This window comes from Caballeronia glebae, from assembly GCF_001545035.1.
Classification (GTDB): Bacteria; Pseudomonadota; Gammaproteobacteria; order Burkholderiales; family Burkholderiaceae; genus Caballeronia; species Caballeronia glebae.
Genome location: NZ_FCOJ02000013.1, coordinates 41766 through 63007 on the forward strand (window position 1 = coordinate 41766; position 21242 = coordinate 63007).

General features: G+C 62.4%; 23 protein-coding genes, 1 tRNA gene, 1 pseudogene and 1 riboswitch. Of the genes and pseudogenes, 15 read left to right on the forward strand and 10 right to left on the reverse strand.

Annotated elements, in window-relative coordinates; all coding sequences use genetic code 11:
• Positions 1-293: 293 nt before the first annotated feature.
• The 3 genes from AWB82_RS11415 to AWB82_RS11425 all read left to right on the forward strand — a co-directional run bounded on the left by AWB82_RS11415 (position 294) and on the right by AWB82_RS11425 (position 1685).
• Positions 294-596 carry a DUF883 family protein gene (locus tag AWB82_RS11415; RefSeq protein ID WP_035500744.1) on the forward strand — a complete coding sequence of 101 codons (303 nt, stop codon included), beginning with the start codon at positions 294-296 and terminating at the stop codon, positions 594-596.
• Between the two features lie 183 nt (positions 597-779).
• Complete coding sequence (locus tag AWB82_RS11420) at positions 780-1160, forward strand: phage holin family protein (protein WP_086967250.1); 381 nt, start codon at positions 780-782, stop codon at positions 1158-1160.
• 21 nt (positions 1161-1181) lie between these two features.
• The gene (locus AWB82_RS11425) at positions 1182-1685 is read left to right on the forward strand and encodes a DUF3318 domain-containing protein (RefSeq protein ID WP_086967251.1); all 504 of its coding nucleotides are present in this window, start codon (positions 1182-1184) and stop codon (positions 1683-1685) included.
• Positions 1686-1693: 8 nt separating this feature from the next.
• Here the strand turns inward: AWB82_RS11425 and AWB82_RS11430 are convergent, their stop codons facing one another.
• From AWB82_RS11430 to glyA, 7 genes are all read right to left on the reverse strand, one after another.
• Complete coding sequence (locus AWB82_RS11430) at positions 1694-2146, reverse strand: type IV pilin protein (RefSeq protein WP_086967252.1); 453 nt, start codon at positions 2144-2146, stop codon at positions 1694-1696.
• An 8-nt stretch (positions 2147-2154) separates the two neighbouring features.
• Entirely contained in the window at positions 2155-2640 is a 486-nt protein-coding gene (locus tag AWB82_RS11435) for a pilus assembly PilX family protein (RefSeq protein WP_086967253.1), read from the reverse strand.
• Entirely contained in the window at positions 2637-3425 is a 789-nt protein-coding gene (locus tag AWB82_RS11440; RefSeq protein WP_086967254.1) for a PilW family protein, read from the reverse strand. The genes AWB82_RS11435 and AWB82_RS11440 overlap by 4 nt, the downstream gene beginning before the upstream one ends.
• Positions 3422-3805 (reverse strand): type IV pilus modification PilV family protein, encoded by a 384-nt coding sequence (locus AWB82_RS11445; RefSeq protein ID WP_086967255.1) that lies wholly within the window; start codon positions 3803-3805, stop codon positions 3422-3424. The genes AWB82_RS11440 and AWB82_RS11445 overlap by 4 nt, the downstream gene beginning before the upstream one ends.
• On the reverse strand, positions 3802-4350 hold the full coding sequence (locus AWB82_RS11450; RefSeq protein ID WP_086967256.1) for a GspH/FimT family pseudopilin: 549 nt from the start codon (positions 4348-4350) through the stop codon (positions 3802-3804). Before AWB82_RS11450 ends, AWB82_RS11445 begins: the two co-directional genes overlap by 4 nt.
• A 171-nt stretch (positions 4351-4521) precedes the next feature.
• Positions 4522-5004, reverse strand: coding sequence for a transcriptional regulator NrdR (gene nrdR, locus AWB82_RS11455; RefSeq protein WP_062263749.1), 483 nt, complete (start codon positions 5002-5004; stop codon positions 4522-4524).
• Positions 5005-5022: 18 nt separating this feature from the next.
• Positions 5023-6270, reverse strand: a complete 1248-nt coding sequence (glyA, locus tag AWB82_RS11460; RefSeq protein ID WP_086967257.1) for a serine hydroxymethyltransferase — start codon at positions 6268-6270, stop codon at positions 5023-5025.
• A gap of 166 nt (positions 6271-6436) precedes the next feature.
• Positions 6437-6535: riboswitch (ZMP/ZTP riboswitch) on the reverse strand.
• A gap of 205 nt (positions 6536-6740) precedes the next feature.
• Here glyA and ydfG point away from each other — a divergent pair.
• The 9 genes from ydfG (at position 6741) to AWB82_RS11505 (ending at position 13474) form a co-directional block, all read left to right on the forward strand.
• A complete protein-coding gene (ydfG, locus tag AWB82_RS11465) occupies positions 6741-7487 on the forward strand; it encodes a bifunctional NADP-dependent 3-hydroxy acid dehydrogenase/3-hydroxypropionate dehydrogenase YdfG (protein ID WP_086967258.1) in 747 nt (248 codons plus the stop codon).
• 126 nt (positions 7488-7613) lie between these two features.
• A complete protein-coding gene (ybgC, locus tag AWB82_RS11470; RefSeq protein ID WP_086967259.1) occupies positions 7614-8075 on the forward strand; it encodes a tol-pal system-associated acyl-CoA thioesterase in 462 nt (153 codons plus the stop codon).
• A 163-nt stretch (positions 8076-8238) separates the two neighbouring features.
• Positions 8239-8916 (forward strand): protein TolQ, encoded by a 678-nt coding sequence (gene tolQ / locus AWB82_RS11475; protein ID WP_061121284.1) that lies wholly within the window; start codon positions 8239-8241, stop codon positions 8914-8916.
• A gap of 13 nt (positions 8917-8929) precedes the next feature.
• A complete protein-coding gene (gene tolR / locus AWB82_RS11480; protein WP_035500719.1) occupies positions 8930-9373 on the forward strand; it encodes a protein TolR in 444 nt (147 codons plus the stop codon).
• Positions 9370-10470 (forward strand): cell envelope integrity protein TolA, encoded by a 1101-nt coding sequence (gene tolA / locus AWB82_RS11485; protein WP_086967260.1) that lies wholly within the window; start codon positions 9370-9372, stop codon positions 10468-10470. The genes tolR and tolA overlap by 4 nt, the downstream gene beginning before the upstream one ends.
• A gap of 134 nt (positions 10471-10604) precedes the next feature.
• Positions 10605-11897 (forward strand): Tol-Pal system beta propeller repeat protein TolB, encoded by a 1293-nt coding sequence (gene tolB / locus AWB82_RS11490; protein ID WP_086967261.1) that lies wholly within the window; start codon positions 10605-10607, stop codon positions 11895-11897.
• A 55-nt stretch (positions 11898-11952) separates the two neighbouring features.
• Positions 11953-12459 (forward strand): peptidoglycan-associated lipoprotein Pal, encoded by a 507-nt coding sequence (gene pal / locus AWB82_RS11495; RefSeq protein ID WP_086967262.1) that lies wholly within the window; start codon positions 11953-11955, stop codon positions 12457-12459.
• Positions 12460-12495: 36 nt separating this feature from the next.
• Positions 12496-13245, forward strand: coding sequence for a tol-pal system protein YbgF (gene ybgF, locus AWB82_RS11500; RefSeq protein WP_086967263.1), 750 nt, complete (start codon positions 12496-12498; stop codon positions 13243-13245).
• A 153-nt stretch (positions 13246-13398) separates the two neighbouring features.
• Positions 13399-13474: transfer RNA gene (locus AWB82_RS11505), tRNA-Lys, on the forward strand.
• A gap of 5 nt (positions 13475-13479) precedes the next feature.
• Here AWB82_RS11505 and AWB82_RS11510 read toward each other — a convergent pair.
• Positions 13480-13767 carry a hypothetical protein gene (locus tag AWB82_RS11510; RefSeq protein ID WP_143756702.1) on the reverse strand — a complete coding sequence of 96 codons (288 nt, stop codon included), beginning with the start codon at positions 13765-13767 and terminating at the stop codon, positions 13480-13482.
• On the opposite strand from AWB82_RS11510, the gene AWB82_RS11515 reads away from it, so the two are divergent.
• The 3 genes from AWB82_RS11515 to AWB82_RS11525 are packed head-to-tail and all read left to right on the forward strand — an operon-like array spanning position 13762 to position 18413.
• Entirely contained in the window at positions 13762-15927 is a 2166-nt protein-coding gene (locus tag AWB82_RS11515) for an O-linked N-acetylglucosamine transferase, SPINDLY family protein (protein WP_143756703.1), read from the forward strand. The genes AWB82_RS11510 and AWB82_RS11515 overlap by 6 nt on opposite strands.
• Before the next feature lie 25 nt (positions 15928-15952).
• A complete protein-coding gene (locus AWB82_RS11520; protein ID WP_086967266.1) occupies positions 15953-16735 on the forward strand; it encodes a glycosyltransferase family 2 protein in 783 nt (260 codons plus the stop codon).
• A 37-nt stretch (positions 16736-16772) separates the two neighbouring features.
• A complete protein-coding gene (locus AWB82_RS11525) occupies positions 16773-18413 on the forward strand; it encodes a tetratricopeptide repeat protein (protein ID WP_086967267.1) in 1641 nt (546 codons plus the stop codon).
• A 464-nt stretch (positions 18414-18877) separates the two neighbouring features.
• On the opposite strand, the gene AWB82_RS11530 is transcribed toward AWB82_RS11525, so the two are convergent.
• The gene (locus tag AWB82_RS11530) at positions 18878-19576 is read right to left on the reverse strand and encodes an OmpA family protein (RefSeq protein ID WP_235023263.1); all 699 of its coding nucleotides are present in this window, start codon (positions 19574-19576) and stop codon (positions 18878-18880) included.
• Positions 19577-19663: 87 nt separating this feature from the next.
• A pseudogene (locus AWB82_RS11535) lies at positions 19664-21151 on the reverse strand (YadA family autotransporter adhesin); the annotation flags it as partial.
• Positions 21152-21242 lie beyond the last annotated feature (91 nt).

Sequence of the window (21242 nt, forward strand, 5' to 3'; positions counted from 1 at the left end):
CTTCATTCACAATCGACAAGGGCCGGCGCTGAATTGCGTCGGCCCTTTGTCTTTTCTCTCGTGCATTTGGGCATCGGCTTGTGTAACTTTCGATGAACGCCTGAAACTTTTACGGGTCAGATCGTATCAACGCGAAGCAATGTCATGTAAATCACGAGGTACCGCACGCCTGCGCGCGGCTTTACGCGACTGGAACGGAAACTGCGTCAGTTCGCGCGGCAGGACGCATGCCTCCTCGTCAGCGATCCCATCTTTGGTTACGATTCGCGTAACCTCACCGATTGGAGTCTTTAATGTCAGAAATCAACAAGGAGCGATTCATGTCGGATATCAAATCAGTACTCGCTGACGCCGAAGATCTCTTGAAGCAAGCGGCTACCGCCACTGGAGAACGCGCCTCCGAATTGCGCGAGACCGCACTCACCCGTCTGAAGCAAGCGAAGGAAAAAGCTGCCGATGCACAAGTCGTCGTGATTGAGCGAGGCAAGAAAGCCGCGCGCGCCACCGACGATTACGTGCACGAGCATCCGTGGGCGTCCATCGGGATCGCGGCCGGACTCGGCATGGTGATCGGGCTTCTGATCAACCGCAAGTAAGCTCCTGACTTTTCGACTCAATGGCCCGCAGATTGCTAATCTGCTTTCTGTCGCGGTCCGCGCTGGACTGAACCGCGAGCGCCTTACCCGGGCGCGCGGTTCGACACTCGCACCGGCCGGCTGCTTCACTCGCCGACCGGAACCACAACATAGCGGCACCAACGCGCCTCTCGCACTCAACCCATGACGACCGAACGGCCTATGCAGCAATCGTCTCCCGGACCATTGCGACGAATTCTGAGCTCCGCCTTCGCCATCTTCGAGACGCGCCTTGAACTCATCGGCATCGAGCTTCAGGAAGAAAAGGAGCGGCTCATCGGCGTGCTCTTCCTCGGGCTCGCCGCCATGATGCTCGCGATGATGGCGCTCATCTCGCTGACAGTGCTGATCGCCATTTTCTTCTGGGACACGTATCGCTGGCAGGCGCTCGGCGGCATCACTCTTCTGTACGCGCTCATCGCGATTGCCTGCGGCCTGCGCGCGCGCAGCAGCCTGCGCGATGCGCCGAACATGTTCGACGACACGCTCGCCGAATTCCGCAAGGACCGCGACACTTTCCGTTGATTCCCGCGCCCAAAACAAGCCATGAGCCAACACGACGACACTTTCAAGTCTCCCAAGCGCGACAAGATGCAAAAGCTGCGCACGCCGCACATGCGCGCGCTGCGCAAAGAACTGCTGATCGCCCGCGCGGATGTCGAGCGCATGGAACTGCGGCAAGCCACGCATGATCTGCGCGCGTCGGTCACGCACTTCAGTGTCCTGCGCTTCCTGATGCCGGGCGGCGGTGGCGGGTCGCGTCGCTGGGGCAAGCGCGGCGGCTCGGCAGGCGGCATCGGCGGCATGCTCGGTTCGCTGCTCGGATCGGGCAATGTCGGCGTCCTGTTCAAGCAGTATCCGGTCATCGGCTCGCTCGCGTCGCTCGTCCTTACCAAGCCCGTAAGAACGAAGCTGCTGCACAGCGCGAAGCCCGTGCTCAAATGGGGCGGTCTCGCGCTCGCCGGATGGGAAGGCTGGCGCATTTATCAGCAGATGAAGAGCGCCGCGCCCGAAACATCCAGCGATGCCGCCGATCCAACGGTGTTCTGATTCCGGCATCAACTCTTACCCGCCCAGCATGACGCCGACTGTGCCGCATCGAGCGGCGCGGTTGCGTCGGGCGGACGGTTCCAGCGCAGCCCGGTCGCGTCGATGACGAACGCGCCGCACGCATCATCCTGCATCGTGCCGGGCGTAATGGGCACGGCTTCGATCGCATAACCACCGTTCGTCGGCGATTCCGGCAGCACGGCCACGCTGTACACGGCCGCCCCGCTCGGCGGCGCTCGATTGAGGCCGGCACTGAGCGCAATGGCTTCGCCGCTTTCCGATGTCTGCGCAAGACGCGCGCTTTCGACGAACTGAACCGCGCGCATCAACGCCGATGCGGCATCGAGCCGATGCGCCTTTACCACGTGCGTTCGATACGCCGGAACGGCGAAAGTCGCGATGATCGCGGCCACGCCCAGCGCGATCATCAGTTCGAGCAGACTGAAGGCCTTTTCGTACATGTCGATCCTCAAAACGGCCTGCCGACTACGCGCCGCCAATGTCGCGCGCTCACGCCATCGGCGATATCGAGCCGAAGTTGCAGCCATGCCTCGGAATCCGCCGTCGCGCCAAAGCCCCGCGCGGTGATCAGATACGACGCGTTCGCCCAAGATTCGATCAGGCACTGCGGAGCGCGGCGCGCGTAAGGCCAGGAAGCGAACGGCGTGATCGCGGCAGCGAATGGCCCTTCAAACGATGTCTTCGCGCGCCATCGCGACGGTTCGACCTTGAGCGACGAATTCATCGACGGCAGCGCGAGGGATAGCATCCGGCTGCAACGAATCAGCGCGCTGTCCGCGGCATGAAGCGCCTGCGCGCGCTCACGCGTGGCGACGCTCGCGCGCGCCGCCACGAGCGACGTCTGCAACCATGCGGCGGTCGTGACCAGCATGGTCGCGGCGAGAATCAGAACGATCGGCAGCGTGGCGCCGCGCGTGCGCGAACGTCGCTTCATTGCGCGCCTCCGGATGCCATCGCCGGCGAATTGCGTATCGCGACGCGCCGCCAGAAGACCTGGCGCACGCGGCCGTCCTCGACGTAAGCGGGCGAGCCGTTGCAATCGATGTAGCTCGTTCTTCGTTTGGCGTGCGTAGCGAAACCGCGCACGACGATGCACACGTCCGCGGCGTAGGCATCGCGCCAGCGTTCGCGCGAGATCGCCGACGCGTCCGATGCCGATGACGAGCCCGTGAGCCAATACATCACGCGGAGCCGTTCGATGCCTTCGACGATCGGTTGCGCCTGCCTGCCGCTGCCCTCGCAGTACAACTCGGGCTCGCCAGTGGAGCTGCTGGCCTTGGCATAAAGCCGATTCGTGACGATGGCGTCGGCGACGGCCTGGCCGAGGCAATCCGTTGGCATGCCCGAGCTAGACGGCCATGTGGACACCGAGTCGGCGGCATAGCGAACCTGCAGGCCGTCCGAGCGGCTCGCGAGCGATTCGCACGATGCCGTGGTATCGGCGCCGACGACGCGGCTTTGCGCGCAGCCGACTATCGGGACGTCGACGGCCGGCTCTCCGCTCGACGGGAATCCGGCCATCTGGATCTGCTGGCCGAGCATGTCCAGCGCGTTCGAAGCGGCGTCGTGAATGCGCGCGGCATCGGCGGCACGATCGAACGCGGCGCGCTGACCGCGATAGAGCGACAGCGAAGCGAGCACGATCAACAAGCCGAGCGCGAGCGCGATCGTCATTTCGAGCAGCGTATGACCGCGCGATGAGAACGGGCGTGAGGTCATCGCGCGAACGCCACCGCAATGCACGAAGCGAACGGCTTCGCTTGAGGCTCGGTACAGGGATCGGATCGGTCTTCGGCGCGCCAGCTCACCGTCGCGACGCGCACGCCGTCGGCACGATCGGATATCGCGACCTCGCCCGAGGGCAGCATCGACGCCGCCCTCGCCTGCCATTGCGACACGATCGCCGCACGGTCCGCATCGCTACGGACGCCTTCCGTGACCGAATCCGCGATGAGCGCGGCGCGTTCGCGCAGCAACGCCGCCCGTTCGCCACGCGCGAGCGCGCTTTGCACCGCGACGAGCCCGAGCGCGGTCACGGCCGTCAGCATGAGCGCGATCATCACTTCGATCAGCGAATCTCCATGTTGCGCGCGCTTCATGCCGACGCTCCGCAGCTTCCCTGAGTCATGCGCGGCCGGCCGCCCGCCGCGAGCCGTATGCATCGTCGTGAAGCTGGATTGGCGGCGGGATCGGAACCGCGCGGACCGAAATCGAAACTGCGAAATCCGCCGATCACCTGCCCCGAAGGCGGCGTGAACGAAAGCTCGCTCGACGTCCCTGCAATGGAGACAGCGGTCATGGCCGGCTGCATGCGCAGGAGCGCCGGGGCACCGTCGCGGTCGACGAACAAGCCCCAGCCGCACGACCAGTCCGTGACGCCGTTTTCGCAGCTTCGACCTGACGCGAGGCAACGGCGCGACGCATCGATCCTGCAGAGCGTGACGCGTGCGCCGCGCCTTACGGCTTCGGCGCGCGCAAGCGACAGCGTGGAAAAGAGCGAGCGCGCCCGCGCATCGACCTGATCGCGCGTCTGCCACGCGATGAACGAAGGCGCGCCGAACGTCGCGAGCACGGCCATCACGGCGAGCACTACGCATAGTTCGACGAGCGTGAAACCTAGATTTGCTGCGCGGATCATCTGCATGCCTTATCGATCGAGTCGAGCGGAAAAGCTCAATCTAGCGATAACTCACGCGCGCCGCCATTAGCCGAATGGCCGAGTGTTCACGCCGTCCGATAGCCGGCACACTGCGCGGGCGGACGTCAGGAAATCAGGCCTGGGAGGGAAACGATGCGGAAAGGAAAAAGAAAAGGATCAGCGCTTGCGCGAACTCGACTTCTTCGGCGCGGCACGCCGGAATTCATCGAGCACGTCTTCAAATTCGGAGACGTCTTCGAAACGCTTGTAGACGGAGGCGAAACGCACGTAGGCGATGGTGTCGAGCTGTCGCAGTTCGTTCATGACGAGCTCGCCGAGACGCTCGCTCTGCACTTCGCGCTCGCCGCTGCCGAGCAACTGATACTCGATGCGCGACGCGGCGGCGTCGATCGCGTCGGCTGCGACCGGGCGCTTTCGGAGCGCAAGCTGCATGCTCGCGACGATCTTGCGACGGTCGAACTCCGTGCGGCTGCCGTCCTTCTTGACGACAGTCGGCAGCGCGAGTTCAACGCGCTCATACGTGGTGAAACGCTTGTCGCACGCGGGACAGCGCCGCCGCCGCCGAATGGCCGCGCCATCCTCCGACACGCGAGAATCCACGACCTGGGTATCTTCGTGTCGGCAAAATGGGCAGCGCATCGGCGGTGTGCTCGCGAATTAACGGTAGACCGGGAAACGCTTGGTCAGGTCGGACACCTGCGCGCGCACGCGTTCGATGTTCGCCTGGTCTTCCGGATTGTCGAGCACGTCGGCGATCAGGTTGCCAACGATCTCCGCTTCCTTCGTGCCGAAGCCGCGCGTGGTCATCGCGGGCGAGCCGAGGCGCACGCCGCTCGTGACGAACGGCTTCTCGGGATCGTTCGGAATGGCGTTCTTGTTCACCGTGATATGCGCGGCGCCGAGCGCGGCTTCCGCAGCCTTGCCGGTGATCTTCTTCGCGCGCAGATCGACGAGCATCACGTGGCTTTCGGTGCGGCCCGAAACGATGCGCAGGCCGCGCTTTACCAGCGTTTCGGCGAGCACGCGCGCGTTGTCGACCACGGCTTGCTGATACGTCTTGAACTCCGGCGACAGCGCTTCCTTGAACGCGACGGCCTTGGCCGCGATCACGTGCATGAGCGGACCGCCCTGAATGCCCGGGAAGATCGCCGAGTTGATCGGCTTCTCGAACTCGGCCTTCATCAGAATGACGCCGCCGCGCGGGCCGCGCAGGCTCTTGTGCGTCGTCGTGGTGACGAAATCCGCGTGCGGAACCGGGTTCGGATAGACACCGGCGGCGACGAGACCGGCGTAGTGCGCCATGTCGACCATGAAGTAAGCGCCGACGCTCTTCGCGATCTTCGACAGACGCTCGAAATCGATCTTCAGCGCAAACGCCGACGCGCCCGCGACGATCAGCTTCGGCTTGTGTTCCTTGGCGAGCGCTTCGGTCTTTTCGTAGTCGATATCTTCGGCTTCGTTCAGGCCGTAACTCACGACGTTGAACCACTTGCCCGACATGTTGACCGGCGAGCCGTGTGTAAGATGGCCGCCTTCGGCGAGGCTCATGCCCATGATCGTGTCGCCCGGCTTGAGCACCGCGAAGAACACGCCCTGGTTCGCCTGCGAGCCCGAGTTCGGCTGAACGTTCGCGGCTTCGGCCCCGAACAGCTGCTTCACGCGGTCGATCGCGAGCTGCTCGACGATGTCGACGTATTCGCAGCCACCGTAGTAGCGCTTGCCGGGATAGCCTTCGGCGTATTTGTTCGTGAGTTGCGAGCCTTGCGCCGCCATCACGGCCGGGCTGGTGTAGTTTTCCGACGCGATCAGCTCGATGTGATCTTCCTGGCGGCGGTTTTCCTGCTCGATCGCCTTGAGCAATTCGGGATCGACATTGGCGAGGGTACTTTCGGCTCTGTCAAACATACGTTTTCCGTGAGATCAAAACAGGTTGACCGGATCGCGCGCGCGCCACGTTTGAAGCAGACGCAAAAAACGCTGGAAACCGAAGGAGTCCAGGCGCGACGGATAGAGGATGAATCCGGTTTCGCGGAACGGACAGCCACCGGCAACGCAGCGACGGCGTGCGGATCTCAGCTGCCCAGGCGAACGGCAAAACGACGCTCCGCGCTTCCTGGTGGGTCGCTCCACCTTGAATCCGAAGATTCTATCGCCAGTCACGCGGGGTTTGAGCGTTGTAGTGTAATGGGCGACCATGCTTTAGGCAACCGGCTTACAGCCCATTTCGGCGGGCGCGCCAACGCCGTTAAAGCACGATCGTTCGCACCCACGATTGCTTGCCGCGCCGCACCAATGGAAGTACGCTTTGCGCCGTCGCCGGACGCATTCCCGTGCGCGCATCGGCTTTACTTGTTCCATCCCATCGGAGTCCGCTCATGATCGTTTTTGTCACCGGCGCGTCGGCCGGATTCGGCGCCGCCATCGCCCGCACGTTCGTCAAAGGCGGCCATCGCGTGATCGCCGCCGCGCGCCGCAAGGAACGTCTCGTGGCGCTGTCGAACGAACTCGGCGACGCGCTCCTGCCGGTCGAACTGGACGTGCGCGACGAGAACGCGGTCCGCAACGCCGTCGCAACGCTGCCCGATGCATTCGCACAGATCGACGTGCTCGTGAACAACGCCGGTCTCGCGCTCGGCCTGGAGCCCGCGCAACGCGCGAATCTCGACGACTGGAAGAACATGATCGAGACGAACTGCACGGGCCTCGTGACGGTCACGCACGCGATCCTGCCGGGCATGATCGAGAGAAATCGCGGACACGTGTTCAACCTCGGGTCCGTGGCGGGCACGTATCCGTATGCCGGCGGCAACGTGTACGGGGCCACGAAGGCGTTCGTGCGGCAGTTCAGCCTGAACCTGCGCGCCGATGTCGCCGGCACGGCCTTGCGCGTGACGGACATCGAGCCGGGGCTCGTGGGCGGCACCGAATTCTCGAACGTGCGCTTCAAGGGCGACGACGGCAAAGCGGCGACCGTCTACAAGGACGTGCAGGCGCTCACGCCCGAGGATATCGCCGACGCGATCTACTGGATCGCCACGCGCCCGGCGCACGTGAACATCAACGCAATCGAGATGATGCCGCTCGCCCAGACGTTCGCACCGTTGCAAATTCACCGCGGCTAATTGGATATCTGCCTAAGGATTTGGCGGGGGTGCTTCCGGTTCCGGTAAAATGCCGCCGATGAATATTCGTCATATTTCGAGCGGGACCGTGCCGACGAGCCTCCGCGCGAGCGAGGCAGCGCCAAGGTGAGTGATCCGTTGATTTTCGAGTGGCCGATTCGGGTGTATTACGAGGACACCGACGCGGGCGGCATCGTCTTCTACGCGAACTACCTGAAGTTCTTCGAACGGGCGCGCACCGAGTGGCTGCGCGCGTGCGGAATCGATCAGCAGCGCCTCGCCGATGCGAACGACATCTTGTTCGTCGTGAGACGCACGGCGGTCGAATATTCGTCGCCGGCGCGTCTGGACGACGTCATTCGCGTCGTGAGCCGCATCGAGCGCCTGGGCCGTGCATCGGTGGATTTTCATCAGGAAGCGTGGCGCGACGGCGTGCTGCTCGCGAGCGGAGACATTCGCGTCGCCTCGGTGGATCGCGCGTCGATTCGCCCGGCCGCCATTCCGGACGCGGTGCTCGACGGACTGAAGCGCGGCCCGCACGCGACGCCCGGCGCGGCATCATCCAGCGCAAATCCTGACCGAGCCTGAACGATGAACTCATCGCACCCCGAAGCGAACCAAGGCATCGGGAACAAAGGAAGCACTAACGAGCATGAGCCGGCCACGGCACGGCTTTCGTTTGATTCACATCCATTTCACGAAAGCATGACGCTTTGACCGGACGCCCTTCGGGACGTAACAGCGGACCTTTATGAACAATACACAAGACCTGTCGATCATTTCTCTCGTCATTCACGCGAGCCTGCTCGCGCAGGCGGTGATGGCGCTGCTGCTGCTGCTGTCGCTCCTGTCGTGGACTTTCATTTTCCGCAAGTGGTTCGCCATTCGCCGGGCGCGCGCGCAAACCGAGCGTTTCGAGCGCGATTTCTGGTCGGGCGGCGACCTGCAGGCGCTTTATCAGAGCGCGGCGAACAACCGCCACACCATCGGCGCGCTGGAGCGTATCTTCGAATCCGGCATGCGTGAATTCCTGAAGGGCAAGGAACGCCGCATCACCGATCCGGGCGCGATTCTCGACGGCTCCCGCCGCGCGATGCGCGCCGCCTTCCAGCGCGAGATGGACGTGCTCGAAGCGAACCTCGCGTTCCTCGCGTCGGTCGGCTCGGTGAGTCCGTATATCGGCCTTTTCGGCACGGTCTGGGGGATCATGAATTCGTTCCGCGGCCTGGCCAACGTGCAGCAGGCTACGCTCGCGAACGTGGCGCCGGGCATCGCCGAGGCGCTCGTCGCAACCGCGATCGGCCTCTTCGCCGCGATTCCGGCGGTGGTCGCATACAACCGCTACGCGCACGACATCGACCGTCTGGCGATCCGCTTCGAGACCTTCATCGAAGAGTTCTCGAACATTCTGCAACGTCAGGCGCACTAAGAAGGAGTCCGCGATGGCAGGCCCCATTCGTTCCAGCATGCGTGGCAGTTCGCGCCGCGCGATGTCCGACATCAACGTCGTGCCATACATCGACGTGATGCTCGTGCTGCTCGTCATCTTCATGGTGACGGCGCCGCTCGTTTCGCCGTCCATCATCAATCTGCCGACTGTCGGCAATGCGCAGCCGCAGGAGCAACAGCCGCCGCTCGTCATCAACATCAAGGCGGACGGCAGCATGAACGTGCGCTACAAGGAAGAAGGCGGCGCGACGCAGGAGCAGAAGATGTCGAAGGAGGAGTTGAACACCTTCGTGCTCAATCGTCAGGAATCGCATCCGGATCAGCCCGTCGTGATCGCGGCGGACAAGACCGTGAAGTACGAGGTCGTGATGAACGTGATGTCCGATATGAAGGCGCGCGGCGTGAAGCGCGTCGGATTGCTCGTCAAATCGCAATGACGCTTTTGCACAAGCAGACACGCGCATTGTCCGCGCGACCGATTCGCCCGCCGCGCGAGCGCGGCACGGGCAAGGCGTTCGCGCTCGCGGCGTTGATGCACCTGCTGCTCGGCTGGCTGCTATACCACGGCATCAACTGGCAAAACAACACGCCCGCCGGCTCCGAAGCGGAAATCTGGACCGAGATTCCCGATACCTCCGCGCCGACGCCCCGTCCTGCTCCGCCGCCGCCCACGCCGGTCAAGGTGCAGCCCGCGCCTCCCCCGGCGAAGGATGAGGACGCGGACATCGCGCTGCAGGAAAAGAAGCGCAAGCAGCAGGAAGCCGCGCGCGAAGCGCAGCTTGCCGAGCAGCGCCGTCAGCAGGAACAGACGCGTCAGGAAGCGGAAGCCAAGCGCCAGCAGCAACTGGCCGCGCAAGCCGCCGCCGCGACCGCGCAGCAGAAGGCGATGCAGGACAAACAGAAGCAGATCGAGCAGCAGCGCCAGGCCGATTTGCAAAAGCAGCAGCAGAAAGCGCAGCAGGACAAGCAGCGTCAGCAGCAGCAAGCCGAAGCGCAGAAGCAGGATCAACTCAAGGAACAGAAGGAACAGCAGGAAGCCAAGGCGAAGGCCGACGCACAAGCCAAGGCCAAGGCTGAATCTGAAGCGAAGGCGAAGGCTGCCGCGCAGGCAAAAGCCAAGGCCGACGCGGAAGCGAAGGCGAAGCTCGACGGCGAACGCAAGGCGCGTCTCTCGCAGTTGCAGGGACAGTTGGGCGGCGGCACGGCGGGCAGCGGCGAAGGCCTCGCGAAGAGCGGCACCGGCAAGGGCGCGGGCGGCAATGCAACCTCGCCTGGCTACGCCGAGAAGGTGCAGCGCCGCGTGCGGCCGAACATTCATTGGGGCGGCGAAACTGCCGGCCTCGAAACCGTGGTTTCCGTTCGTTGTTCGCCCACGGGCACTTTGTTGTCCGCGAACATCACGCGTTCGAGCGGCAACGAACAATGGGATGCGGCGGCGCTGCGTGCAGTGCAGAACTCGGATCCGATGCCCGTGGATATCGACGGCAAGGCGCCTTCGAGCTTCACGATCACGCTGCGTCCGGCGGGAGGCTGATCGCGAATTGCGTGACGCCTGGCAGGAAATGCGCGTGAAAGCGCGCATTAAGCTGCGGGAACGAATTGTGCGAGCGCGGGTCTGTTCTGCAGTCCGCGGACACTTGAAAACGCTTTTACTGGAACCTATACAGCATGAGTTTGATGACGAAGCTTGGCCTGAAAACGCTGGTCGCGTCCTGCCTGATCGCAGCCGGCACCGCCGCACACGCCCAGTTGAACGTACTCGTGACCGGCGTCGGTTCGACCCAGTTTCCGATCGCGACGGCCACTTTCGCCAATGAAGCGAATTCGCCGCAGCAGGTCAGCGCGATCATTCGCCAGGATCTGCAGCGAAGCGGCAAGTTCACGAATATCGACGCGGGCAGCACGCCCGTTTCCGAAACCGATTCGGTCGACCTCGGCTCCTGGAAGGCGAAAGGCGCGGACGCCTTCGTCTCGGGTAGCGTGAACAAGCTGCCGAACGGCCAGTACGAAGTGCGCTTTCGCCTCTACGACACCGTCAAGCAGCAGAATCTGGGCGGCCTGTCGCTCGTCAGCGCCGAAAGCGGCCTGCGCATGAGCGCGCACAAGATCGCGGACTACATCTACGCGAAGCTGCTCGGCGGCCGCGGCGCGTTCGCGACGCGTCTGTCTTACGTCATTCAGACAGGCGGCCGTTATCAATTGCAGATTTCGGATTCGGACGGTCAGGACGCGAAGATCGCCCTCTCCAGCCCGGAGCCGATCATTTCGCCGGCGTGGTCGCCGGACGGCACGAAGGTCGCCTATGTGTCGTTCGAGAAGAAGAAGCCGGTGGTGTACATCCACGATCTGCCGACGGGACGTCGCGTGGTCGTGTCGAATCAGAAGGGCAACAATAGCGCCCCGGCGTGGTCGCCCGATGGCCGCAAGCTCGCGATCGCGCTCTCGCGCACCGGCAACACGCAGATTTTCGAAGTCAACGCAGACGGCTCCGGCCTGCGCCGTCTGACGCAAGGCAGTTCCATCGACACCGAGCCGTACTTTTCTCCCGATGGCAACTGGATTTATTTCACGAGCGATCGCGGCGGCCAACCGCAGATCTACAAGATGCCGGCGGCGGGTGAAAGCGCCGGCACGGCCCAGCGGGTCACGTTTGCGGGTGCCTACAACACCAGCCCGCGCGTGAGTCCGGACGGCAAGCAACTCGCGTACATTTCGCGCACTGGCGGCGGTTTCAAGCTGTATCTGCAGGACCTCGCGTCCGGGACGGCGACGGGGCTGACCGACACGACGCATGACGAATCGCCGAGTTTCGCGGCGAATGGTCAGTACATCCTCTACGCCACCCAAGTGAACGGACGTGGCGTGTTGGCAGCCGTTTCGACCGACGGTCGCACGCGGCAAGTCTTGTCAGTTCAGGGCGGTGTGGTGCGCGAGCCGTCCTGGGGTCCGTTCATGCAATAAGTCCAGCAATAACGTATCAAATACAACGTTCAGCTACAACACAAGGAGAGGTACCATGATGTCGAAACTTCGTATCGGCCTGGCAGTTGCGATGGTCGGCGCATTGGCGGCGTGTCATTCGGGCGTGAAGCTCGATGAAGGCCAGAACAAGGGTGCAGTCGGCACGCAACCGAACCCGACGGACGTGAAGCAGGTCAACATCGACCCGCTGAACGATCCGAATAGCCCGCTCGCGAAGCGCAGCATCTATTTCGACTTCGACAGCTACGCCGTGAAGGACGACTATCAGCCGCTGCTGCAGCAACACTCGTCGTACCTGAAGAGCCGTCCGGAGCGTCATGTCCTGATCCAGGGCAACACCGACGAGCGCGGCACGAGCGAGTACAACCTGGCGCTGGGTCAGAAGCGTGCGGAAGCCGTGCGTCGTGCAATGTCGCTGATGGGCGTCGCCGATTCGCAGATGGAAGCCGTGAGCCTCGGCAAGGAAAAGCCGACGGCGACGGGTCACGACGATTCGTCGTGGGCACAGAACCGCCGTGCGGACCTCGTGTACCAGCAGTAATCAACTTAACGTAACCAGTTGCGGGTGAGTCGCTCTATGTTGTATCGCTTTCCCTTGCTGCGCATGGCCGCAGCCGCGTGTGTGGTTGGCTCGACGATGCTGAGTGCGCCCGCGCACGCCGGCGTCTTCGACGACAACGAAGCGCGTAAAGCCGTGCTCGATCTGCGCACGAAGTCTGACAGCCTGTCGAGTCAGTTGCAGGCCGCGCAGCGCACGATCCTCGATCAGCAGAACCGTATCGACCAGCTCAATCAGCAGGTCGCGACGATTCGTGGCCAGAACGAGGATCTGGCCAACCAGGTCACGACGCTGCAAAAGCAGCAGAAGGACTATTACGCCGATCTCGATTCGCGCTTGAAGAAATTCGAGCCGCAGCAAGAGACGATCGACGGCGTGAGCGGTTCGGTGCAGCCTGGCGAGACGGAAGCGTTCAACGCAGCGTCGACTCAATTCCGTAACGGTGACTACAAGAATGCCGCGGCGTCGTTCAAGTCGTTCGTGGCGAAGTACCCGCAGAGCCCGTATCAGCCGACGGCGCGGTACTGGCTCGGCAATGCGCTCTATGCGCAGCGCGACTACAAGGGATCCACTGCGATCTGGCAGGAACTGGTGAAGAGTTATCCGACGCATCCGCGAGCGCCCGAGGCGTTGCTCGCAATCGCGAACAACCAGATCGAGCAAGGTCAGAAGGCGGCGGCCAAGCAGACGCTTCAGCAGATCATCTCGCAATACTCCGGCACGGAAGTCGCGCAGACGGCGCAGAGCAAGATGTCGCAGGTGAAGTAAGCGAAGCTTTTCGCGTTTTCGAGTTTCGCGCCTCTCAGGGAGAATGCCCGTGGGCATTGAAGCCGCGGGCGTTTTTCTTTCGACGATTCGAGGATTCTTCGGCCGAACGGGTTGACAGATTCGCGAATCGAAGGTTATAATTTCGCCTCTTTTGGGTCGTTAGCTCAGCTGGTAGAGCAGCGGACTTTTAATCCGTTGGTCACAGGTTCGAATCCCGTACGGCCTACCAAAGAATCAAGTAAAAAGCCCGGTCATCGCGACTGGGCTTTTTGCTTTCTGACGTTCGCGTTCGCCCGGTTCGCCCATCGTCAGCCGTACCGCGCCGATCTCGTAGGCGCCAAGCCGAAGCCCTCCTCTCTCTAAGAAGCCTCTGCCTTCCATCTGACTTTCGGCCTTCTCCGATAGTACGCACCGCCTCGCCTCCTTAATATCCATTTGATTGATATTGAGATACGGACCCGAGCCGGCCACGCGGCGTGCCGTCCGGCGAAAACAGGTCGTCACAAGGAGCGTTTCGTGCAAGAGAAGTCCATCGCTGAGTCAGCCTCTATTGAAGATCCGAAGGTGAGACTCGCGCAGGATATCGCGGCTCGTCCCGAATCGGCGCAAGCGCACTACGAGCTGGGCAAACTTCTCTCGATGCGCGGCCGTCACGACGAAGCGCTTCTTCACCTCGAAAAAGCAACGCGGCTACGAGCCGACTGGCCCGAAGCGCTGAACAGTCTCGCCATCGTGCTGATCGGAAACGGCAAGCGAGACGCCGCCGAAGCCGCATTGCGTCAGGCACTCGCCGCGCGACCGGGGTTTGCGGAAGCCCATTGCAATCTCGCCAATCTGCTTTCGGATTCGAATCGCCCACAGGAAGCCGAAACCGCGTTTCGCCACGCACTCGACGCCGCGCCCGGCTTCGAAGGCGCGCGTCTTGCGCTCGCGAAGCTCTTCGTTCGCATGAGTCGCATCGACGAAGCCGCCGAACAGCTTCAGATCGTTCTGGAATCGGCGCCAACGAATGCCGACGCGCATCACACGCTCGGCAAGCTGTATCTGGACAGCAATCGGCTCGACGAAGCGCTCGCCCCGCTGCGGAAAGCGTGCGAGCTGAGCCCGGATGACGCGCATGCGCACGCCAAGCTCGGCGTCGCGTTGTACGACCTCTCGAAATGGGGGGAAGCAGAACCGCCCTTGCGCCGCGCGCTCGAACTGGACGAGGACATCAATTACGCCTGGGTCGCGCTCGGTATCGTGTTGAGAGTCAAGCGCAAGCTCGATGAATCCGAAGCCGCCATTCGCCGCGCGCTCGCCAACAGGCCGAACTATGCGGCTGCTCACGTCGAACTCGGAAATGTACTGCTCGCCAAGAATAGCGGCGATATCGAAGGCGCGTTGCGCGCGTTCCACCGGGCAACGGAAATCGATCCGGCGATAGGCTCCGCGCACAGCAACCTCAGCTATTCGCGCTATTTCAACTGCGAGGACGGCTTTCAGTTGCTCGCCGAAGCCCGTCGTTTCAACGCGCATCACGAGGCGGAATTACCGCACGGGCCGCTCCATTTCGACAACGACCGCTCACGCTCACGCAGGCTGCGCGTGGGGTATGTGTCGCCGGATTTCCGGCAACACTGTCAGTCGCTATTCATGACTCCGCTTCTGACCGGTCACGATCACGATGTCGTCGAAGTGTTTTGCTACTTCACTTCGCGCAACGAGGACGACACGACGCGCCATCTGAAAACATGCGCCGACGAATGGCGAGACGTCCACCGTCTGAGCGACGACGAACTCGCCGATCAAATCAAGACAGATCGAATCGACGTGCTCTTCGATCTGACCATGCACATGTCGGCGTGCCGGCCGCGTCTGTTCGCGCTTCGCCCCGCGCCGATCCAGATCGCGTGGCTCGCTTATCCCGGCACGACAGGCAGCAAGGCGATCGGCTACCGGCTGACCGACCCGTGGCTCGATCCCGTCGATGCGTCCAATGGCGACGCCCGCTACAGCGAAAAGTCGATCCGCCTGCCCGATACGTTCTGGTGCTACGACCCGCTCACGACAGAGCCGCAAGTGAGCCCGCTCCCGGCCGACGACGCCGGGTTCATCACCTTCGGTTGCCTGAATAATCCGTACAAGCTCACCGATCGCACGTTCGCGCTCTGGGCGGCGGTGCTGCGCGAAGTCCCGCTCTCGCGTCTGCGTCTGCTGGTGGCGCACGGCGAGGCGCGGGCGTCGGTCGCGTCGAAGTTCGCGGCGCTCGGCATCGACCCCGAACGCGTGATCTTCACCGACTATCAGCCGCGCAATGCTTATCTGCGAAGCTATCGGGAAATCGACATCGCGCTCGACACGTTCCCGTACAACGGCCACACGACGAGCCTCGACGGACTGTGGATGGGCGTGCCGATGGTAACGATCATCGGCAGAACGCCGGCGAGCCGGGCGGGATATGCGCTGCTCTCCAACGTCGGGCTGCCGGAACTCGCGGCCGACTCGGACGCCGGATTCGTCGCGAAAGCCGCGGCGCTCGCGACCGACCTGCCCCGCCTGCGCGAATTGCGCGCCGGCCTGCGTGCGCGCATGGAAAGCTCGGCGCTCATGGATGGCGCGCGTTTCGCTCGCGGCATCGAGCAGGCTATCCGGACGGCGTGGGCGGACTGGTGCGATTCCGACGAAGCCGCGCGCGTTTAAACAGGCTTCATTCGTCGGAGTCCATATGAAGAGCGCAGATTCACCTACAATTGCCATCATCACGCCGACGGCGAACCGGCATGCGTTCCTGCCGGCGCTCGCGCACTGCGTGATGCGTCAAACGGTTTCGTGGGAGTGGCTCGTGCACGACGACAGCCCCGAGCCGAGTCATTTCATGCAGGCATTATCGGCCGCCGACAGCCGCGTGCGGTATTTTCACGACGGCGCGAAGCGTCTTTCCATCGGAGCCAAGCGCAATGCCTCGATCCGCGAAACGAGCGCGCCGATCATTGCGCATTTCGACGACGACGATTACTATGCGCCGCACTATCTCGCGGACATGCATCGGCTCATGTGCGAGCAGAAGGCAAGTCTCGTTAAGCTGTCCGAGTTCTACGTGTACTCGCCGGCCGCGGCCTTCTTCGGCTACATGGACCTGAACGCGAAGACGGGCACTCATTTCGCGCTAACAGGGCCGCGCGTCAAAGTGATAGAGTTTCACGAGAAGATGCAGATCGGTGCGGATTTCATCATGTTCTACGGCTTTTCATACGTGTACGAGAAGACTCTCGCGCTTGCGCAGCCGTTCGAGGACGTGAGCCTGTACGAGGACGAGCACTTCATCCGAAAAGTGATCGCAAGTGACAACAAGGTGATCGCCGTCGACGATCGTGGCGCATCATGTCTGCATCTCGTGCATCCCGCGTCGACTTCGCGTTGCTTCTCGCGCTACATGATGCCCGGCTTTCTCATGCAAAGACTCTTTCCGGACTACGAGGGCTATCCCCTCGCTCCTGCTTTACCCTGAGCGGCGTTAGGCCAGCCATTCAACCGACGATAAAATAATGAGCATAACTGACCAATATCCTTCACAGACACAGCTGATCACCTTCCGGGAATTCGTATGCCATGCCGTCGCCGCCGATCGTGACGGCGACGCCCGCGCACGGGAAATCTGGCTGGCCGCCGCCGCCAAACTGCATCCGGTCTCGGACGACGCACTCGATGCGTTGCTCCTTCATCTGACTTCGTTCAGCGCTGGCGACGACGCCGTCGCCATCGCCGAAGCATTCGTGAAGCTATATCCCGCGAACGCTCGCAGTCACTTTCGCCTCGGTCTTACGTTTCAGCTTCTCGATCGTCACGAGGAAGCGCTCGCTCCTTATCGCGCGGCGCTCGCCATCGATCCCGAGGCGCTTAATCTGCGCAACAATCTCGCAAGCGCGCTCATTACGCTGAAACGATCGAATCAGGAAGCGAAACAATTGCTGGAAGCCGCACTTGACCGCGCCCCCGACGATGTCAATGCGACGATCAACATCGCGCGTGTGCATCTGAGAAGTTTCGATCTGGACGCCGCGATGCAGGCCGAGGAAAAGGCCGAGCGTATGCAGCCCGAAAGTGCCGTGTTGATGTCGAATCGCTCGCAAACGCTGCGCGAGGCACAGCGCTGGGAAGACGCTGAGCGCTATGCGGCCGCGGCACTCCAACGCGACCCGGGCAACCGGATGTACCTGTGGAATCTCGGCATGATTCACTTGCTGAGAGGAAATTATGCGGACGGTTGGCGCGAACACGAAGCGCGCTGGGACGGATCGAGCGAGCTGCGCGGCAGGCGTCCCGTGCTCCCCGGACCCACATGGCGCGGCGAGCCGCTCGCCGGCAAGACCCTGCTCCTGTGGGGCGAACAAGGCATGGGCGATCTGCTGCAGTTCTGCCGATATGTGCCGATGCTCGCCGCGCATGTCCATAGTCAGGGCGGCCGGCTCGCGTGGAATTCGTTTCCACAGATGGGCGGATTGGTGGCGCGCTCCCTCGCCCGGCACGCGGACGAATTTACCCTCGGCGGCGGTGTCGAATCATTGCCGCATTTCGACTATGAATTGTCGCTGGTGACGTTGCCGCTCGTTTTCGGCACTCAGCTCGAAACCATTCCCGCCGACGTGCCCTATCTTCACCCGGACCCGCAATCGGTCGAACAATGGCGCAAGCGCCTCGGCAGCGAGCCTCGGCTCAAGGTGGGTCTGACCTGGACAGGGAGTCTGACGCATCAGCGGAATCCGTATCGGCGCGTCGGGCTTGAGCGATATGTTGATTACTTCCGCGATCTCGGCAATGTCGCGTTCTATTCGCTGCAACCGGGCGCGCATGCGGAAGTCGCAGCCGCGCGTTCGGCGGGGCTAGATATCGCCGACCACTCCAGCGAATTTTCCACGTTCGACGACACAGCCGCGTTCATTGGCGCGCTCGACCTCGTGATCTCGGTTTGCACGTCGGCAGCGCATCTGAGCGGCGCTATCGGGCAACGCACGTGGGTACTGCTCGACGTGAATCCGCACTGGACCTGGCTGACCGATCGCACCGACAGCCCGTGGTATCCGACGGCGACGCTATATCGGCAGACACGCTTCGGCGACTGGACCGGGCCGATGGAGCGCATTTCGCGCGATCTGGCCGAACTCGCGGAAAAGCACTGCGCCGCCTGATCGGCGCGCCAAACTCGTCAGTCACTTTCTTTCGGATACGCTTCGCCGGGATCGGCGAGCGCTATCCAGCGTTCCAGGACGCTCATCCCTGGCCTGCGCTCCCACGTCATCTGATTCGCATCACCCAAGCGCCGCGCAAGCGCTTCGGGCCGTCTGCGCGAGGCGTTAAAACGATTCGCCTTCGTTTCGAGAATCGATATAGCGCGGGTTTGCCGTCGTTGCTTTTGCAATGGTCCGCAGGACAGCCCGCGACCGACTAGCGAACGAAAGCCTGCCTTCCGCCGATTTCCTTTCTCTGCGTCATCCTCATTGCAAAAATCGCATGCCGCGTCGATGAGACCGGCAACCTGCCCGGTCGACAGATGATTCACCAAAGCTGACGCACAAAAAAAGGTCCGAGCCCAGAAATGGACTCGGACCTTGCTTCGCCTTAAACCGGGTTCAGGTCGAAACCTGATTCTCGATTATTGTCCTTCGGAGCGAATTTCGACGCCGCTCGTCGAGATCTCGACGCGTCGATTCTGGGCACGACCTTGCGGCGTAGCGTTCGACGCGACAGGCACGGTCGCGGCAAAACCGCGAACGTCGTAGGAGTTAGCCGTCAACCCGTGGGAAACGAGATACTCCTGCGCCGAGCGAGCACGCGCTGTCGAAAGACGCTGGTTCAGAGCCTGCGAACCCGTCGAATCCGTGTGACCGGAAATAACCAGGCGATCAATCCTGTAACCCTTGTTCGCTGCCACGAATTCGTCGAGCTTGCGTTGTGCGACCGGGCTGAGCTGTGCGCTGTTCGTCGCAAAGTTCGCGTCGCCCTCAAGGGTCAGCGAGCGAAGCTGCTTCGGCACGGGAGCGGGAACCGGAACAGGCGCCACGACCGGCTTGGCTGCCGCCGGCTCATCACCGCACTTGAACGTGATCTCGTTCGGATCTCCCTTGGCGCCTTGCTTGGAGTTCATGTGATCCACGGCTCCGATCAGACGAATTTTCTGATCTTTACAGATCTTCTTCGCCACATCGACGCAGGTCTTGCTGGTTTCCAGCAAACCCAGACACTGGACGCGCCACGCCTGATCGCCGGATGCCAGCGTGACCACGTCCGCGTTGTGCATGGGGCCGGAATAGCTCGTACAGCCCGTTACAACCGCCGCAATGACGGCGGCCATAAGTACTCGAATGTACATAATCTTCTCTACTAAATATGGAATTAGGTATCGCGAACTGGGGCGGCTTGCGCCGCCCCGCGCCTCAACTTACCACTGATACGCTGCGCCGATACCCACCGTCGTGCCCGCCTGACTGTAGCCCGCACCCACCTTCATCTTGATGTTTTGGGTGATACGCGCCGACGCGCCGATAGCCGTAGCCTGGTAGCCCTTGTAGTTGGCGGTAGCAATGCCCATGGCGATCGTCTTGCCCTGATCGACATCCGGGATCATCGTCAGCGCTGTCGCAGCCGCAACACCCGAGTAGGCAGCACGTGCAGTCGAACTGATCTGATCGCCCAGTGCGTTGACCTTCTGGTCCGTATAGGAGTTGGCTTGGCTGATGCCCTGATTCAACTGATTCAGGTTCACAGCGTCCGTACCTTGCGTACCAGCCGCAACGTTGGTGATCTGGCGTTCGCTGCCCGCCGAACCAACCGACACGGTGTTGTCACGATCCGCCACCGAGTTCGCACCCAGCGCCACGGCGTTGTTAGCCGAAGCGGTAGCGCCCGCACCGATCGCCGTTGCCTGGTTGCCCGACGCGTTAGCGCTGGCGCCCATTGCAGTAGCGTGCGTGCCAGTTGCTACGGCACCCTCGGTATCGCGATCGCCCTGAGCCGTGAAGAACGGGTTCGCAGCATCTTCAGCGATATTCACCACGTTGCCGAGTGCATCCTGCAACTGCTGGTAGTTCACCGCATCGCTGGCGGACGAGCCGTTCGCGACGTTGTGAATGATCGTGCCGCCGGTTTGCGTCGTGGTGTTGTACGTGTCGCCGCCCAACGTAAGGCTGTTGTGCGTCGAGTCGTCGTACTGAACCGCATTCTTCGTCAGCGTGTTCACGCTGTTGGTGATGTTCGTGACCTCACCCTGCAGCGAATTCACCGCCGAGTTGGTCGCGTACAACTGCGAGCCGTTCACAGCATCGGTCGAACCCGCCGAGACGCGTCCTGCCGCCACGTTCGTGATCGTGCGCTCAGCGCCCGGCGAACCGACGCTCACCGTACCGATCGGGGTCGAGCCTGCATACCCGTAGTACTGTCCAGCAATCGAATCGCCAACGGTGCCGACAGCTTGGGTCGAAATCGAACCCGCGCCGAGAGCCACGTCGTTCTTGTTGTTCGCAATGGCGCCCATACCGATTGCAACCGAGTCCTCACCCAACGCTTGCGAGTCCGCTCCCGTGCTGTTCGCATGGAAGTACTTCGTGCCCGAACCGTAGATGTTGTTGACCGAGTTGCTGATGTTCGTGACATTGCCCGCAACATTCGACAACTGCGAGTAGTTCACTGCGTCGCTATCGTTCGTGCCGTCAGCGAGGTTCGTGATCTTCGTGCCGCCCGTGTGCGTCGTGCTGTTGTACGCCGGACCCGCCAGCGTCACGCTGTTGTAGTTCGACGTGTTGTCGTACTTCACAGCGCCTTCACCCGACGCGTTGATCGCGTTCCCGAGCGCCTGATTCGTCGCGTACAGCTGCGAACCGTTGATCGCATCCGTCGAGTCGGCCGTGATCTGGCCCGCTCCAACGTTCGTGATCGTGCGCTCTTGGCCCTTGCTACCGACCGACACCGTGCTCTGCGCGTTCGAACCCGCGAACGAGTAGTACTTGCCGTGGAGCGTCGCG

Excerpts from the sequence above, each read along its gene's own strand:
- AWB82_RS11415 (WP_035500744.1), top strand. The coding sequence starts at position 294 with ATGTCAGAAATCAACAAGGAGCGATTCATGTCGGATATCAAATCAGTA.
- AWB82_RS11420 (WP_086967250.1), top strand. The coding sequence starts at position 780 with ATGACGACCGAACGGCCTATGCAGCAATCGTCTCCCGGACCATTGCGA.
- AWB82_RS11425 (WP_086967251.1), top strand. The coding sequence starts at position 1,182 with ATGAGCCAACACGACGACACTTTCAAGTCTCCCAAGCGCGACAAGATG.
- AWB82_RS11430 (WP_086967252.1), bottom strand. The coding sequence starts at position 2,146 with ATGTACGAAAAGGCCTTCAGTCTGCTCGAACTGATGATCGCGCTGGGC.
- AWB82_RS11435 (WP_086967253.1), bottom strand. The coding sequence starts at position 2,640 with ATGAAGCGACGTTCGCGCACGCGCGGCGCCACGCTGCCGATCGTTCTG.
- AWB82_RS11440 (WP_086967254.1), bottom strand. The coding sequence starts at position 3,425 with ATGACCTCACGCCCGTTCTCATCGCGCGGTCATACGCTGCTCGAAATG.
- AWB82_RS11445 (WP_086967255.1), bottom strand. The coding sequence starts at position 3,805 with ATGAAGCGCGCGCAACATGGAGATTCGCTGATCGAAGTGATGATCGCG.
- AWB82_RS11450 (WP_086967256.1), bottom strand. The coding sequence starts at position 4,350 with ATGCAGATGATCCGCGCAGCAAATCTAGGTTTCACGCTCGTCGAACTA.
- nrdR (WP_062263749.1), bottom strand. The coding sequence starts at position 5,004 with ATGCGCTGCCCATTTTGCCGACACGAAGATACCCAGGTCGTGGATTCT.
- glyA (WP_086967257.1), bottom strand. The coding sequence starts at position 6,270 with ATGTTTGACAGAGCCGAAAGTACCCTCGCCAATGTCGATCCCGAATTG.
- ydfG (WP_086967258.1), top strand. The coding sequence starts at position 6,741 with ATGATCGTTTTTGTCACCGGCGCGTCGGCCGGATTCGGCGCCGCCATC.
- tolQ (WP_061121284.1), top strand. The coding sequence starts at position 8,239 with ATGAACAATACACAAGACCTGTCGATCATTTCTCTCGTCATTCACGCG.
- tolR (WP_035500719.1), top strand. The coding sequence starts at position 8,930 with ATGGCAGGCCCCATTCGTTCCAGCATGCGTGGCAGTTCGCGCCGCGCG.
- tolA (WP_086967260.1), top strand. The coding sequence starts at position 9,370 with ATGACGCTTTTGCACAAGCAGACACGCGCATTGTCCGCGCGACCGATT.
- tolB (WP_086967261.1), top strand. The coding sequence starts at position 10,605 with ATGAGTTTGATGACGAAGCTTGGCCTGAAAACGCTGGTCGCGTCCTGC.
- pal (WP_086967262.1), top strand. The coding sequence starts at position 11,953 with ATGATGTCGAAACTTCGTATCGGCCTGGCAGTTGCGATGGTCGGCGCA.
- ybgF (WP_086967263.1), top strand. The coding sequence starts at position 12,496 with ATGTTGTATCGCTTTCCCTTGCTGCGCATGGCCGCAGCCGCGTGTGTG.
- AWB82_RS11520 (WP_086967266.1), top strand. The coding sequence starts at position 15,953 with ATGAAGAGCGCAGATTCACCTACAATTGCCATCATCACGCCGACGGCG.
- AWB82_RS11525 (WP_086967267.1), top strand. The coding sequence starts at position 16,773 with ATGAGCATAACTGACCAATATCCTTCACAGACACAGCTGATCACCTTC.
- AWB82_RS11530 (WP_235023263.1), bottom strand. The coding sequence starts at position 19,576 with ATGGCCGCCGTCATTGCGGCGGTTGTAACGGGCTGTACGAGCTATTCC.